This window comes from Rhodobacteraceae bacterium M385 (assembly GCA_025141835.1).
Classification (GTDB): Bacteria; Pseudomonadota; Alphaproteobacteria; order Rhodobacterales; family Rhodobacteraceae; genus Gymnodinialimonas.
The window spans coordinates 1764482-1778141 of record CP081102.1 but is presented as its reverse complement, the minus strand read 5'-3'; the positions used below and the strand labels follow the sequence as shown (position 1 = coordinate 1778141).

At 60.7% G+C, this 13660-nt stretch carries 15 protein-coding genes; 7 read left to right on the top strand and 8 right to left on the bottom strand.

All coding sequences use genetic code 11. The annotated features are described in order from the left end of the window. Positions 1 to 75 precede the first annotated feature (75 nt). Genes K3728_08705 through K3728_08695 form a run of 3 tightly spaced genes read left to right on the top strand, consistent with a single transcriptional unit; the run spans position 76 to position 2869 of the window. Positions 76 to 1161 carry a Gfo/Idh/MocA family oxidoreductase gene (locus K3728_08705; protein ID UWQ97275.1) on the top strand — a complete coding sequence of 362 codons (1086 nt, stop codon included), beginning with the start codon at positions 76 to 78 and terminating at the stop codon, positions 1159 to 1161. Beyond that, on the top strand, positions 1158 to 2012 hold the full coding sequence (locus K3728_08700) for an NAD(P)-dependent oxidoreductase (protein ID UWQ97274.1): 855 nt from the start codon (positions 1158 to 1160) through the stop codon (positions 2010 to 2012). The genes K3728_08705 and K3728_08700 overlap by 4 nt, the downstream gene beginning before the upstream one ends. Further along, positions 2009 to 2869, top strand: coding sequence for an NAD(P)-dependent oxidoreductase (locus K3728_08695; GenBank protein ID UWQ97273.1), 861 nt, complete (start codon positions 2009 to 2011; stop codon positions 2867 to 2869). The genes K3728_08700 and K3728_08695 overlap by 4 nt, the downstream gene beginning before the upstream one ends. A gap of 7 nt (positions 2870 to 2876) precedes the next feature. Here the strand turns inward: K3728_08695 and K3728_08690 are convergent, their stop codons facing one another. The 4 genes from K3728_08690 to K3728_08675 form a co-directional block, all read right to left on the bottom strand. Then, entirely contained in the window at positions 2877 to 3338 is a 462-nt protein-coding gene (locus tag K3728_08690; GenBank protein UWQ97272.1) for a cupin domain-containing protein, read from the bottom strand. 14 nt (positions 3339 to 3352) lie between these two features. Further along, on the bottom strand, positions 3353 to 4264 hold the full coding sequence (locus K3728_08685; GenBank protein UWQ97271.1) for a dihydrodipicolinate synthase family protein: 912 nt from the start codon (positions 4262 to 4264) through the stop codon (positions 3353 to 3355). Continuing rightward, positions 4261 to 5433, bottom strand: coding sequence for a zinc-binding dehydrogenase (locus tag K3728_08680; GenBank protein UWQ97270.1), 1173 nt, complete (start codon positions 5431 to 5433; stop codon positions 4261 to 4263). The genes K3728_08685 and K3728_08680 overlap by 4 nt, the downstream gene beginning before the upstream one ends. A gap of 145 nt (positions 5434 to 5578) precedes the next feature. Then, positions 5579 to 6850 (bottom strand): serine hydroxymethyltransferase, encoded by a 1272-nt coding sequence (locus tag K3728_08675; protein UWQ97269.1) that lies wholly within the window; start codon positions 6848 to 6850, stop codon positions 5579 to 5581. Between the two features lie 126 nt (positions 6851 to 6976). Here K3728_08675 and K3728_08670 point away from each other — a divergent pair, with 126 nt between their 5' ends. Continuing rightward, a complete protein-coding gene (locus K3728_08670; GenBank protein UWQ97268.1) occupies positions 6977 to 7858 on the top strand; it encodes a LysR family transcriptional regulator in 882 nt (293 codons plus the stop codon). A 7-nt stretch (positions 7859 to 7865) separates the two neighbouring features. Here the strand turns inward: K3728_08670 and K3728_08665 are convergent, their stop codons facing one another. From K3728_08665 to K3728_08650, 4 genes are all read right to left on the bottom strand, one after another. Then, positions 7866 to 8750, bottom strand: a complete 885-nt coding sequence (locus tag K3728_08665) for an MBL fold metallo-hydrolase (protein UWQ97267.1) — start codon at positions 8748 to 8750, stop codon at positions 7866 to 7868. A gap of 24 nt (positions 8751 to 8774) precedes the next feature. After that, on the bottom strand, positions 8775 to 9200 hold the full coding sequence (locus tag K3728_08660; GenBank protein ID UWQ97266.1) for a YeeE/YedE family protein: 426 nt from the start codon (positions 9198 to 9200) through the stop codon (positions 8775 to 8777). A gap of 3 nt (positions 9201 to 9203) precedes the next feature. Then, positions 9204 to 9635, bottom strand: a complete 432-nt coding sequence (locus K3728_08655; protein ID UWQ97265.1) for a YeeE/YedE family protein — start codon at positions 9633 to 9635, stop codon at positions 9204 to 9206. 125 nt (positions 9636 to 9760) lie between these two features. After that, positions 9761 to 10426 carry a Crp/Fnr family transcriptional regulator gene (locus K3728_08650; protein ID UWQ97264.1) on the bottom strand — a complete coding sequence of 222 codons (666 nt, stop codon included), beginning with the start codon at positions 10424 to 10426 and terminating at the stop codon, positions 9761 to 9763. Between the two features lie 190 nt (positions 10427 to 10616). Here K3728_08650 and K3728_08645 point away from each other — a divergent pair, with 190 nt between their 5' ends. The 3 genes from K3728_08645 (at position 10617) to K3728_08635 (ending at position 13660) form a co-directional block, all read left to right on the top strand. Continuing rightward, positions 10617 to 11846, top strand: a complete 1230-nt coding sequence (locus K3728_08645; protein ID UWQ97263.1) for an acyl-CoA dehydrogenase — start codon at positions 10617 to 10619, stop codon at positions 11844 to 11846. Between the two features lie 110 nt (positions 11847 to 11956). Then, positions 11957 to 12571, top strand: coding sequence for an HAD-IA family hydrolase (locus K3728_08640; protein ID UWQ97262.1), 615 nt, complete (start codon positions 11957 to 11959; stop codon positions 12569 to 12571). Between the two features lie 72 nt (positions 12572 to 12643). Next, positions 12644 to 13660 carry an AbrB family transcriptional regulator gene (locus K3728_08635; protein ID UWQ97261.1) on the top strand — a complete coding sequence of 339 codons (1017 nt, stop codon included), beginning with the start codon at positions 12644 to 12646 and terminating at the stop codon, positions 13658 to 13660.

Sequence of the window (13660 nt, the reverse complement as noted above, 5' to 3'; positions counted from 1 at the left end):
TCAGGAGTTGTTGTTTGGCTGATTGCACTCCAGTTCTGTAAAATCTTTCAATAACTTGGACAGGGTGGATTGTGCATGAGACAGGTAGAAGTGGCGGTAATCGGAACGGGCTGGTGTGGCGGAATGCGCGCCGAATCCTTGGCGAAATCCGCTTTGGTAGACAAGCTGCACATCTGTGAGATCAAGCCCGAGCGTTTGGCCGAAGTACGCGCGTTAACCAACCCTGCGACGGCCACCGATGACTACCAAGACATCGTGCGCAACCCCGCGATTGCGGTGGTCTATATCTCCACCACGCCCGAACCCACGCATTACCCCATCGCCCGCGATTGCCTGAAGGCGGGCAAGCATGTTCTGCTGGAAAAGCCCATCGCGATGGAGCTGGCCGAGGCGGACGACCTGATTAACATCGCCGCCGAGCAAGGGGTGAAGTTCACCATCGGTTATTCGCAGCGCTTTAATCCCAAGATCGCTTGGGCCAAGAAGAATATCGCGGAAGGCAAGCTTGGCAAAATCGTCAACGTCATGGTCAGCCGACATCTGTCGCGCAGCTTGGGCTCTCGGATTGCGGGGCGGGTGAAACTGTCACCCGCGGCGATGGAATCCACCCACGATCTGGACTTCGTCTACTGGCTGCTCGATGCGAAACCCACCAAGGTCTACAGCCAAGGCGCCTACGGCTATATGGAAAAGCTCAACGGGTCCTTTGATTGCATGTGGAACACCGTGAACATGGATAACGGCACGCTGGTGGTGATCGGCGGCGGCTGGAATCTGCCCCCCGCCTACCCCAATTACTGCGGCACATGGATCGAGATTACGGGCACCGAAGGCGCGCTAATCCTCGACGATACGTCGCGCGATAACTGGTATTCGACCGTGGAAGGCCACACGCAATTCCCCTTGTCCACAATGCCGGGCGAACACGTAGACCACATGTATGCGGGGCAAATGGGCCCGGAAACGCTGCATTTTCTGGAGTCGGTTCTGCTCGATCGTGACCCCTTGGTCTCGCCCGCCCACGCGCGGATGGTGATGGAAAGCTATCTGGCCGCCGATATCTCGGCCGCGACGGGTGACCCTGTGGAATTGCCCCTGTCTAACCACGCGCTGGCGACCCTCGCCGATATGCTCGCAGCGCAGAATGAGGGCTCCTCATGACCCGGATTGGCGTCGTTGGCATCGGCCAGATGGGCGGCGGCATTGCTCGCTGTCTGGACCGTGCAGGACAGCTTTATGCGGCCCGCGATAGCAAGGCAGAACAGCGACAGGTGGCCGGACTTTCTGAAGCGGTTAGCGATGATGTGGCCGCTTGTGATGTGATCCTATTCGTCGTGCCAAGCACTGCGCAAGTAGCTGAATGTATGGCAGATTTACCGACACGGGCGGGGCAAGTGATTGTCGATCTAACGACCTCTCACCCTGACGACAGCGTGGCGCTGGCGGCCGAGTTGAAGACCCGCGGCGTGAACTTTGTGGACGCTGCCATGACCGGCGGCGCGGCGGGGGCCGATGCGGGAAAGCTAACGCTGATGATGGGCGGCGACACCGAAGTGATCGCGCAAATCGCGCCGGTGCTTGATATCATCTCGGCGCAACGGTTTCATCTGGGCGCGGTCGGTGCGGGCCACGCCATGAAACTGGTCCACAACCTCATTTTGCACAGCGCGTTCCTGGCGACCTGCGAGGGGCTGACCTTGGCGGAAAAGGCCGGGTTAGACGTGGCGCAAGCCGTCGATGTGCTCAACGCTGGCAACGCGCGCAGCTTCGTGACCGAGGTGCGCTTTCCCCGCGATATCTTGGGCGGGGTGATGAACGGGCGCTCGGTCATCTCGAACCTCGAGAAGGATTTGGGCCTTGCCCGCCGCTTCGCCGACGCCCTTGGCGGGCCGTCGATCTACACCGACATGACCCACGATGTGCTGCACCAAGCCATTAAAAATGGCGACGCTGACACTGATTTTTCCTATCTTTTTCCGATGTTTGCCGACCTGGCCAAGGCCGCACGGTGAGCCGTACCCTGCCCCGTGTCGGCGTCTTTGGACTTGGCCTGATCGGACGCGCATTGGCGGAGCGCCTGATCGCAGCCGGTTACAGGGTCACAGGCACCGACGTGGCCGCGGACGCCCGCGACTGGCTTACAGAAACGGGCGGCAGCTTTGGCTCGGCAGCCGAAGTTTGGGCCGCCGATGTCGTGTTTTCCTGCGTCTATGACACGGACCAATTGGCCGAATTGATCGCTCAGGCCCCGGCCTCGCCCACGATCCTGATCTCTCTCAGCACCTGTGACCCGGACCGCATGGGGGCCCTTGCCAACAACGCGGGGGCGAAAAGGATCACTCTGTTGGAGGCCCCGATTTCCGGCACCAGCAAGGCCCTGGCACAGGGCGATGTCTTGCTCCTTGTGGCCGGAGACATTGCCGCCGCCGAAACGGTCGCCCCGCTATTGGACGACATCGCAAGGCAACACATCCATGTGGGCGAAGTCGGCAATGGTAACCGGGCCAAGCTGGCGATTAACCTTGTGCTTGGCCTCCACCGCGCGGCTTTGGCGGAAGGGATGATCTTTGCGGAAAGCATTGGATTGGCGGGCAGCGATTTTCTGCAACTCGCCAAGGCTTCTGCCGCCTATTCTGCGGTGATGGACGCGAAGGGCGCGTTAATGGTTAACCGCGACTTCGCTCCGCAAGGTCGCATCGTGCAATCGGCCAAGGATTTCGCCTTGATCCAGGCCCAAGCGCAGGCCGCCGGTCAAGGGTTGCCGTTCACCCGGACCTATCTGGAAATGATGGAAGACGCCCTACGTCACGATGAGGGGGACTTGGACAATTCCGCTGTCATGCTCCCCATCTCTCGTAGCCGCGCCTGACTAAGGCTTAGTTCGGCTTTTTCAACCGCAAGTCATCCGGCACAGCAAGGGGCGTGTTGGGGCCGTCAATGAATTCTACCGTGGTGAACAACAAATCCGTTTCGCCAATGTTTTCAACGGAATGCACCATGTGATCCCCATCGCCATAGTCGAAATGCTTGGTCTCTCCGGCATAGTGTTCCACGTCGCGGATTTCCCCCGACGAGAAGTAGCCCCGCGCTTTTCCATCCACCAAAGCGGACCAGAAATAGCGGTTTACATGGCGGTGGAAACGGCACCGTCCCCCGGCGGGAATATGCAGGTGCCAGATCCGCATCGTTTCCGTCTCGGACACCAAGACCGACCCCACACACCCGTTATCCAGATCGCCCAACATCTCTTGATAAAGGCCATCAGGCCAATGGGCGAAAGCTGCGGGATCTTGGTTAATCACAACATGGTCGGGGCCATGGGTCTGGGGGGTGGTCATGGTGTCCTCCGGGGTTAAATGGCTGTTATCGCGTCCAGATCTTTCTTGAACGCTGCTTTCTGTTCTTCTGGCATCGGGCGCAGAGGGGGCTGCATCGTTAACCAAGTGTCATCGCCGCTGCGCCAGCTTTCTGCGGTCTTCATCGACGCCATCAGCGGGTATTTCGACGCCGTAGCGCGGGCCGTGCGCACGATGTCCATCGCGGCATCTCGGGCCGGCCCCTCGGGCGCGGATTTTGCCACCTGCACCGCGCGCGCCGTGAGGTTGGTAGAGCCCGAAATGATGCCCGCAGAGCCGATTGACAGACCGTCCCACAAGAACGCCTCGGACGAGGGGTACACGTCGAAGTCTTCGGCCACACCGCCCGTTGCCTCGATAAAACCGCGCGACTGCTCAAAGTCGCCGCTGCTGTCCTTCAGCCCCGCGATGATCGGGCCAAATTCAGCCTTCAAGCGTAGGACCAGATCGGTGCTGAAGGGCACCATCGACATCTGCGGAAAATGATACAAGAAGATGCGCAGATCATCGCGGCCCACCTGCTCGATCACTGAGGCATAAAAGGCGAACAATCCGTCATCGGAGGCATTCTTATAGTAGTATGGCGGCAGGATCAGCGCGTTAACATAGCCCGACGCACAGGCCGCAGAGGTCAGTTCGACGCAATCGGGAAGCGAGGGCGCACCGGTGCCGAAAATCACCCGGTCCGCTTCAATTCCGGCCTCCGCGAAGGCAGCAGGCAGGGCCAACCGGTCTGCCATCGCGGTCGAGGTTCCCTCACCGGTGGTGCCGATGGGGGCAACACCGTCGCAGCCGCCATCGCTAAGCAAGTGCTGGCAATAGCCAACGAGTTTTCCCTGCTGCACCCGTCCGTTTTGGTCAAAAGGCGTCACGGCGGCGGCGTAGATGCCGCGTCTTGCTTTGGTCATGTCTGTGGTCCTTTGGATTTCGCGCCGCCAACGACGCCCGGCCTGTTGGATACGACAACTTTGATGGCATCGTCGATCCGCTCTTTCGCATACTTGAGTGCTGTGGGCAGGTCGTCCATCGGAAACGTGTGGGTATGGATCAAGCTAGCGTCGAAGGTGCCCGCCTCCATGAAGGCCATCGCGCGGTGGGTGGCGGATCGCCCCTCGCCCCGGATGCCGTAAAGGTAAATGTTGTTAACCGCCAACGCACCAAGGTTAAATTCCACCGCGTTTTTCGGGAAGGCCGCAAGGCAGATCTTGCCGCCCCGGTTGGTCATGGCGACGGCTTGGTTCACCGTCGTCTCATTGCCCGCACAATCCACGACGTAATCCGCGCCCTTGCCCGTCAGTTCCTTCACCCGCGGCACGACATCTTCGGTCCGGGCATCAATCACGTGATCCGCCCCCAATTGCAGGCCAATGGCATTGCGGCTTTCGCGCGTGCCGACCAACACCACCGGCGATGCGCCAAGCGCCTTGGCCACGGCCACCGCCAGCAACCCAATAGGCCCCGGTCCGATCACCACGACGCTTTCGCCAGCCACCAAGCCGCCCAATTCCGTCAGCCCGTACATGGAGGTGCCCGCCGTCACTACCAACGTCGCCTCCTCATCTGACATCTCGTCGGGGACCCGGATCAACGTGTTAACGTTGTTAACCGCGTATTCCGCAAAGCCCCCATCGGTGGTGAACCCATTGGCGCGGTGTCCTTTATTCTTGTCCCCGTAGTTGAGCCCGTAGTTGTGGCACGAGGTATACATCCCCATGCGGCACCGTTTGCATTGGCCGCAGCCCGCGTGGATTTCTACCGTCACCCGGTCACCCACGGCGAATTCATCCACCCCCGGCCCAAGCGCCGCGACAGTGCCCATATACTCATGGCCCGGCGTGTAGTTTTTGTTGAACGGAGGTCCGCCCTCGATCAGCGCGGGGGTGCCGTAGGTCAGGATCTCCAGATCGGTGGCGCAGATGGCAACGGCGTCGATGCGTACCAAAACCTCAGCCCGGCCCGGTGTGGGCATTGGCTTGTCCGTTAGGGTCAACTCCTCTGGGTCGCCAAGCACCCACGCCCGCATGGTGTCTGGAAGATCATCCCCTAGACCACGGCTTTTACCTGCTGTGCTACCCATTGCTGAAACCTTCCATATTGGTTTACCAATTTCCCACGAAAGGAAGAGGCATCCAAAAGGTATGGACGCACTTTATTTATATTTCAAACAGAATATTCCCGTTCCTATCAGAATATTGGTTTACCAATTTTCGCATCATAACCAATCAACGCCCCTCCCCCCCATATATCGGATAGGTCGCGCAAAGCTCTGCCGTTATCTTCCGGGCCGAGGCCAACCGCTGTTCCCGCGTGCCTTCATCTGCCGTCAAAACGGCCCCAATCTCTGTGCCTAATCGGTCGAAATCCGCCGCCGTGAAGCCGCGGGTGGTGGCCGCTGCCACCCCAAGGCGCAGGCCCACCCATTTGTTCGGGTTCGCCACATCATAGGGCACCGGGTTCTTGTTGCTGGTGATATTGGCCTGATCCAAGTACGCCTCTGCATCGCGACCCAAGAGGCCTTGGCGGCTCAGGTCCAACAGGACAATATGGGTGTCCGTCCCGCCTGACACGATGTCGATCCCGCCCGCCTGCAAGGCCCGCGACAAGACGGCGGCGTTGTCCACCACGCGGGCGGCGTAGTCCTTGAACGAAGGGTCCAGTGCTTCGCCCAAGCACACCGCTTTGGCGGCCAGAACCTGCGTGTGAAGGCTGCCTTGGACGCCCGGAAACACCGAAGATTGCAGCTTCTTGCGCCATGCCTCATCACGCGACAGGATCAACCCGCCCCGAGGGCCCCGCAGGGTTTTGGTAGTGGTGCAGGTCACGATATCCGCATGGGGAATGGGCGACGGATGCACACCGCCAGCGACCAAACCGGCGATATGGGCCATATCGACCATAAAATACGCCCCCACCTTTTCGGCAATCTGCGCCAGTCGTGCAAAGTCGAGCCTGCGGGGGTAGGCAGAACCGCCCGCGATGAGCAGTTTGGGCTGCACCTCCTGGGCGCGGGCCTCGACCGTGTCATAGTTAATGGTGCCGGTATCACGATCCACACCGTAATGATGCGCCTCAAACCAGCGGCCCGACAGATTAGCCCCCAAACCATGGCTCAGATGCCCGCCAGCGGCCAGATCAAGGCTCAACACCCGGTCGCCGGGTTTGAGAAGCGCGAAGAACACCGCAAGATTGGCTTGGCTGCCAGAGTGGGGCTGCACATTGGCATAGGCGCAATCAAACAGGTCGCAGGCCCGGTCAATCGCGACCTGCTCCACCACATCCACATTCTGCCCGCCGCCATGAAACCGCGCGCCGGGGTAGCCTTCCAACGTCTTGTTGGTCATCTCATGGCCGAGGGCATCCAACACGGCGCGGCTGACGATATTCTCGGACGCGATCAGCTCGATCTGGGTCTGTTGCCGGGTAAGCTCGGCCTTTAGGGCATCGGCAATCAGCGGATCTGTTTGGGCAATCGGGGCTGAGAAATATTGCGTCATCTTGGGGCTCTGCTTGTTTTGAGGGGGCTGCGCGGGTGCGCGACACTTGCACCACACGACCACGCCGCCGCCCCTTGGCGCAAACGAGATTTACTTCGCCTTAGGCGTAGAATATCTATGCCTAGCATGAGCATACCTTCCAAACGCCCGAACCTGCCCCCCCTCAACGGTCTGCGCGTGTTCGAGGCCGTCGCCCGCCTTGGCAGTTTTGTCGCCGCCGCCGATGAGCTTTGCGTGACCCCCGCCGCCGTGTCGCAACAGATCAAAGCGGTAGAGGCGTGGTTGGGCATGGGGCTGTTTGACCGCCACGCCCAAGGGGTCAGCTTGAATGACGCGGGCCGCAATGCGGCGGCAGATTTGACGCAAGCCTTTGATATCATGGGCGGCGCGGTGGTGGGACTGTTGCGCAAGGCCAGCCCCCTGACGATCCGCATCGCGGCATTGCCAAGCGTTGCGCACCTCTGGCTTGCGCCGCGCCTCGGGGCTTTGCGGGCGGCGGTTCCCGACCTGCGGGTCTCTGTCACCGCCCGAGAAACGCCGCCGAACCTGAAGCGAGAGCCGTTTGACCTGAGCCTTTTCGTGCTGGATCACAGTGGCGCGGAGGACGCGCTTGCCATCGCACGGGATGAGATTTTTCCCGTCTGCGCCCCAGATATCGCCGCGCGACTAACCGCCCCGGCGGACCTGTCGGCCGAGACATTGCTGAGCGATGTGAATTGGCACAGCGATTGGCAGACTTGGAATATGGGCGTGAGCGCTGGTTTGGACCTGCGCACACCGGGGCCGACTTTCTCGCTTTACGGTCTGGCATTGGAAGAAGCCAAGAACAGCGCGGGCGTGTTGATGGGGCACGGCTTTTTGGTGGAGGAGCCGCTTCGGCGCGGGCGTTTGGTGGCACCGTTTGCCGACAAGATCGCCCTCGACCGGAGCCTCTGCCTCCAGATTGGTGAGACCCGCGGGCAGGACTCGGTGATCGACAAGATCGTTGCCGTGCTGCTTGCGGGCTAGGTCCGCGCTACAACCCGTTCACGGGCACCTTCAGCACCGGGTTACCGTCAGCATCCTTGGGGATTTCACCCGCCCGCATGTTCACTTGTAGCGATGGGATAATCAGCCTTGGCATCGCCAGTTGCGCGTCCCGTTCCGTGCGGAACGCGATGAAATCCTCCCGGGTTTTGCCCCCGCCCACGTGAATATTGCTGGCCTTTTCCTCGGCCACCGTGGTTTCCCACGCAATCGCACGCCCCCCCGGCCCGTAGTCGTGACACATGAACAGGCGCATTTCGTCGGGCAAAGACAGGACTTTCTGGATGCTGTCATATAGCTCGCCCGCGTCCCCGCCGGGAAAATCCGCGCGCGCTGATCCGCCATCGGGCATGAACAGCGTATCTCCCGCAAAGGCCGCGTTGCCCATGACATGCACCATGCAGGCGGGCGTATGACCCGGCGTGGCCATCACGAACACGGGCATTGTGCCGATCATATAGGTGTCGCCATCGTTAAACAGCGCATCAAACTGGCTGCCATCGCGTTGGAAGTCCGTGCCCTCGTTGAACACCTTCCCGAAAGTGTCCTGGATCACCATGATCTTCGCCCCGACACCGATTTTGCCGCCCAACTTCTCCTGAATATAAGGGGCGGCAGATAGGTGGTCGGCGTGGACGTGGGTCTCGATAATCCATTCCAGCGTCAGGCCTTGTTCTTCAATCCGGGCAATCAGCGCGTCGGCATGGGATGAGGTGATCCGCCCCGCCGCATAATCGATATCCATGACCGTATCGACCACCGCGCAAGCGTCAGAGGCCGGATCCTGCACGATATAGCTGATCGTATTGGTGCCTTCGTCGAAGAAGCCTTCAACCAGCGGCTCAACATCCATGTTGACGGGGTAGTTGGGCATAGCAATCTCCTGTCGTTGTGGATGTCAGGCCTTTGCAGCCATGGCGATCTGAACGCGTCGCGCCACGATAATGCCAAGGCCGAGGGCACCTGTGAAGGCAAATACCTCCCACCTGCCGGTGCCGAGGGCGGGCAATGCGCCACCGGGGCAGAAGCCCGCGATGCCCCAGCCGATCCCAAAGACCGCAGAGCCGCCAACCAACGGCAGATCAATGTCACGCCGTTCGGGCAAAAGAAACGCCGAGCCAAACAGCGGCGCAGAGCGGCCAAACACCAGTTTGTAACCGATGAAGGTCGTGACCAGAGCGCCGCCCATCACGAAGATCAACGACGGGTCCCAAGTGCCTGCGACATCGAAGAAATTCAGCACCTTGGCCGGGTTCGCCATGCCAGAAATCGAAATTCCGACACCGAAGATGATCCCGATCGCGTAAGCAATGATTAAACGCATAACTCAGGCCCCCAAAACGTGACGCACGATGAACACCGTGACCAAAGTGGCAATCATGAACGTGGCTGTGGCCACGATAGACCGCGGCGAAAGCCGGGCAATACCGCAGACCCCGTGGCCGGATGTGCACCCGCCCCCAAAGGTCACCCCAATGCCGACGATAAAGCCGCCCACCAGCAACATCGGCAGGCTGATTGGCACCTGAACCTCGGGCATGTTGCCGCTGACCAGCCAGACAACCAATGGCCCCGTCACCATCCCCGCCACCACAGCGGCGCGCCAAGCGAAGTCTGCGCGCGATGCCGGAAAGATGAAGCCCGCAAGAACCCCTGTCGCCCCCATGATCCGTCCCAAAAACAACATCAGCAAGGTCGCAGAAAGGCCAATAAGCCCCCCACCAAGTAACGATATCCATGGGGTAAATTCAGTTTCCATCAAGCCTCTCCGGTTTGGTTCTTGGGGCCGCACGCTGCGTCCAGTGGCGGCAGGTCCACTTAGTTTAAGCACTGCGCGGCGGGAGTTCTGTGACGAAGTCACCAAACGGCGCAAAAAAGTGACGCTCAGCCCGTCGCCAAGTCAGATAGAGCATTTTGGTCCAATATCCGCACCCTGCCCCGTTGCTGCTCTAACCAACCGCGGCGCTGGAATTCGTGCAACTGACGAGAGATCACCTCTCTCGCTGTACCTAGTTCGCTGGCCAGCGCCTGATGGGTGGCGGTGACCTCGGACGCACCGTCAGACAGCTCCAACAATCGCGCCGCAAGCCGAACATCAATGCGACCGAAGGCGACATCTTCGATGATCTTGAACATCCCGGTCAAGCGGTGAGCATAGGCGGCAAGAATAAAATCTCGAAACACCGGCGCATCGGAGACAAGGGCGTCGAACGTGGCCTTGGGCAGCGCCATGGCGGTTACGTCGGTTTCCGCGATACCCTCGGCCAAATACGCTTCATGGGCCAGCATACAGGCCGTGGTCATGACGCAGCTTTGCCCCGCCTCGACCCGGTACAAGACAATCTCTCGCCCGACGTCCGAACTTTGGGAAACCCGCACCGTGCCATCAAGCAAAAACAACAGGCTATCAGGCACATGACCGGGGCCGAATATCTGTGCCCCCTCAGCCACCCGTATCAATTTGCCATCGGATTGCAATTTCCGGCGCACATGGTCAGGCAAACGGGCCAGCCCGGGAAATTGTTGCGTCCAGTCTTTTGGTCCACCCATGTGCAGCTCTCGCCCAAAGAAAACAGCCTGCTATCAGCGTAAAGATAAGCTCATGAAGGTGAAGTTACCACCGCCGCCAAGCCGACCTTTCAAGCCGGTCAGTGCCCGGATCGCGACCCCTCACTTTCCTTGCAGTCGCGCAGCAACGCGCCTAGTAATTCGTGAAACCCCTCACAACCGGAGACAGTCCATGGACGCCGCCACCGCGATCAATGTCACCCCCCAATCCGCCCGGGCCAAGCCTGCGAGCTTGGTTTGGGACGACCCGTTTCTGCTGGAGAACCAGCTGACGGAGGAGGAGCGGATGATCCGCGACAGCGCCCATGCCTATTGCCAGGAAGCGTTGGGGTCGCGCGTCGTCATGGCCAACCGCCACGAGACATTCGACCGCGATATCATGACCGAGATGGGCGATATGGGCCTTCTGGGCGCGACCATCCCCGAGGAATACGGCGGCATCGGTGCCAACTACGTCTCCTACGGTTTGGTTGCCCGCGAGGTGGAGCGGATCGACAGCGGCTATCGCTCGGCCATGTCGGTGCAAAGCTCTCTGGTGATGCACCCGATCTTCGCCTATGGGACCGAGGCGCAGCGCCAGAAATTCCTGCCAGAGCTGGCCTCGGGCCGCATGGTCGGCTGTTTCGGGTTAACCGAACCGGACCACGGATCGGACCCCGGGTCGATGGTCACCCGCGCCAAAGCGGTGGACGGCGGCTACAGCCTTTCCGGCGCGAAGAACTGGATCACCAACTCCCCCATCGCCGATGTCTTCATCATCTGGGCCAAGTCCGACGCCCATGACGGCAAGATCAAAGGCTTCATTCTTGAGAAGGGAATGAAGGGTCTGAACGCCCCGAAGATCGAGGGGAAATTCTCGCTCCGCGCCTCGATCACGGGCATGATCCAGATGGATGAAGTCTTTGTGCCCGAGGAAAATTTACTGCCTGAAGTCAGTGGCTTGGCTGGTCCTTTCGGCTGCCTGAACCGGGCGCGTTTCGGCATCGCATGGGGCGCCATGGGCGCGGCCGAGGCCTGCTTCCACGCGGCCCGCAGCTACACCATGGACCGCAAGCAATTTGGCCGCCCACTGGCGCAAACGCAGCTGATCCAGAAGAAGCTGGCCGACATGCAGGCCGAGATCGCCCTGGGCCTGCAAGGGGCCCTGCAACTGGGCCGGATGTTCGACGATCACACCGCCCCTGCCGAGCTGATCAGCCTGATGAAGCGTAACAATTGCGGCAAAGCGTTAACCATTGCGCGGGAGGCCCGCGACATGCACGGCGGCAATGGCGTCAGCGACGAATACGGCGTGATCCGCCACGTGATGAACCTTGAGGCCGTTAACACTTACGAGGGCACCCACGACGTCCACGCCCTCATCATGGGCCGCGGCATCACCGGTTTGCAGGCCTTCGCCTAACGCCATCCGCGGGGTCCGGGGCCGCTGAAAAGCACCTCGGGTCACGCATCTTTCGGCACGTCCGGCATCTGTGCCGCCGTGCCGCCAGCGTCCTTGGCCTCGGAGCTTCCATGACCGCAACCAATGCCCAAAGCCCGCTAATGACGGCGATCCGAACCCGTCAGCCCAAGGCCGTTCTCTTCGACCTCGACGGGACGCTAACCAACAGCGATTCCGAGAATTTCCTTAGCCTGAAAGCCGCTTGGAGCCTCCAAAGCGCGGAACTGAAACAAGATTGGCTGTCTTCCCGTACGGGGCTGTCTGCTTTTGACATGGCGCAAGCTTGGAACGCCGATCACGGTGGCTCTTTGGACGGCCACAAGATTGTCGCCGATTTCATCCAAGAAAGCGTGCAACAGGCCCCCACCATGCGCCTATTCCCCGATACCTTCGCCGCCCTGAAGGACCTGTTACCGCTTATGCCCATCGGGATTGTCACGAATAACTTTCGCCCAATTGTGACGGCCTTGTCGGCACAGCACCCGGCCCTGCAACGGGCCAGCGTCGTCGTCACGGCAGACGACGCCGGAATGCGTCCGAAACCCTTCCCCGACCTTTACAGCGCCGCCCAACTGGCCTTGGATATTCCGGCCCAACAATGCCTTGCGGTAGAGGATAGCGATCAGGGGCTTGAGGCGGCGGACCGGGCGGGAATGCTCACCCTTGATATCCGCAAGTTCCGATAGACCCAACACCCCCGCCCCGTTGCAAGAAAGCGCTCAGATGACCCCAGCCTTGCCCCCGCGACGATACCGCCAATGTTAGTCCTTGCGCGCACCTATGTGATTGCCGCTTTGGGCGTCGCGGCCTTCTATGGGGCGGGCCTGCCCTTGCCGTTCCTGCTTGGGCCCATAGCCTCTTGCCTCGTCGCGGCGTTGCTCGGCATCGTGATGAGCGGGAACGCCACGATTAACCATGCCATGCGCGCCATTCTGGGCGTCGCCGTGGGCGCAACCCTGAGCATGAGCGTCGTGCTCGGCTTGGGCGCAATGTGGCCCACGTTGCTGATGATGCTGGTAATGACCGCGCTCATCGGGGCGGTCGGCATCCCTTATTTTCAACGCCTGTGGGGGTTCGATTTCCCCACCAGCTACTACTCGGCCATGCCCGGTGGCCTGCAAGATATGCTTGCATTTGGCGAGGAGGCCGGCGGCGACGTGCGGGCTTTGTCGTTAATCCATGCCACGCGGGTTCTGGTGATCGTCACGATCCTGCCGTTTATTCTGGTCGGCGCTTGGGAGGTGGACCTGAGCAACCCACCCGGCGCCCCTGCGACCTCGCTCCCTTGGGACGAAATGTTGTGGATGATCGCGGCAGGGCTTGTGGGCTGGCAGGTCGCAAAAGCCGTCGGCCTGTTCGGGGCGTCGATCCTGGGGCCCTTGATCGCAGCGGCAATCCTAGCCATGGCGGGCATTTTGAACCACCGCCCGCCCGCCGAGGCGATCTTCGTGGCGCAGTTCTTCATCGGCATGACCATTGGCACCAAATACGGCGGCGTCACGGGGGCCGAGGTGCGGCGGGACGTTCTGGCAGCGCTCGGCTATTGCGTCGTGATCCTGTTGATTTCAGGCGTTTTTGCAGAAGTTGTGGTGGCCTTAGGGCTGGCACCACATATGGAGTCTCTCCTTGCCTTCGCCCCCGGCGGGCAGGCCGAAATGACAGTGCTGGCGCTGATCGCGGGGGCAGATGTTGCCTTTGTGGTGGCCCACCATTTGCTGCGCATCTTGGCCGTTATCATCGGCGCGCCCATCGCCGCACGTCTCTTTGGTCGTTAA

Bases quoted from the DNA above. Each gene is read 5' to 3' on its own strand.
- K3728_08705 (UWQ97275.1), top strand. From the start codon at position 76: ATGAGACAGGTAGAAGTGGCGGTAATCGGAACGGGCTGGTGTGGCGGA.
- K3728_08700 (UWQ97274.1), top strand. From the start codon at position 1,158: ATGACCCGGATTGGCGTCGTTGGCATCGGCCAGATGGGCGGCGGCATT.
- K3728_08690 (UWQ97272.1), bottom strand. From the start codon at position 3,338: ATGACCACCCCCCAGACCCATGGCCCCGACCATGTTGTGATTAACCAA.
- K3728_08685 (UWQ97271.1), bottom strand. From the start codon at position 4,264: ATGACCAAAGCAAGACGCGGCATCTACGCCGCCGCCGTGACGCCTTTT.
- K3728_08680 (UWQ97270.1), bottom strand. From the start codon at position 5,433: ATGGGTAGCACAGCAGGTAAAAGCCGTGGTCTAGGGGATGATCTTCCA.
- K3728_08675 (UWQ97269.1), bottom strand. From the start codon at position 6,850: ATGACGCAATATTTCTCAGCCCCGATTGCCCAAACAGATCCGCTGATT.
- K3728_08670 (UWQ97268.1), top strand. From the start codon at position 6,977: ATGAGCATACCTTCCAAACGCCCGAACCTGCCCCCCCTCAACGGTCTG.
- K3728_08665 (UWQ97267.1), bottom strand. From the start codon at position 8,750: ATGCCCAACTACCCCGTCAACATGGATGTTGAGCCGCTGGTTGAAGGC.
- K3728_08660 (UWQ97266.1), bottom strand. From the start codon at position 9,200: ATGCGTTTAATCATTGCTTACGCGATCGGGATCATCTTCGGTGTCGGA.
- K3728_08655 (UWQ97265.1), bottom strand. From the start codon at position 9,635: ATGGAAACTGAATTTACCCCATGGATATCGTTACTTGGTGGGGGGCTT.
- K3728_08650 (UWQ97264.1), bottom strand. From the start codon at position 10,426: ATGGGTGGACCAAAAGACTGGACGCAACAATTTCCCGGGCTGGCCCGT.
- K3728_08645 (UWQ97263.1), top strand. From the start codon at position 10,617: ATGGACGCCGCCACCGCGATCAATGTCACCCCCCAATCCGCCCGGGCC.
- K3728_08640 (UWQ97262.1), top strand. From the start codon at position 11,957: ATGACCGCAACCAATGCCCAAAGCCCGCTAATGACGGCGATCCGAACC.
- K3728_08635 (UWQ97261.1), top strand. From the start codon at position 12,644: ATGTTAGTCCTTGCGCGCACCTATGTGATTGCCGCTTTGGGCGTCGCG.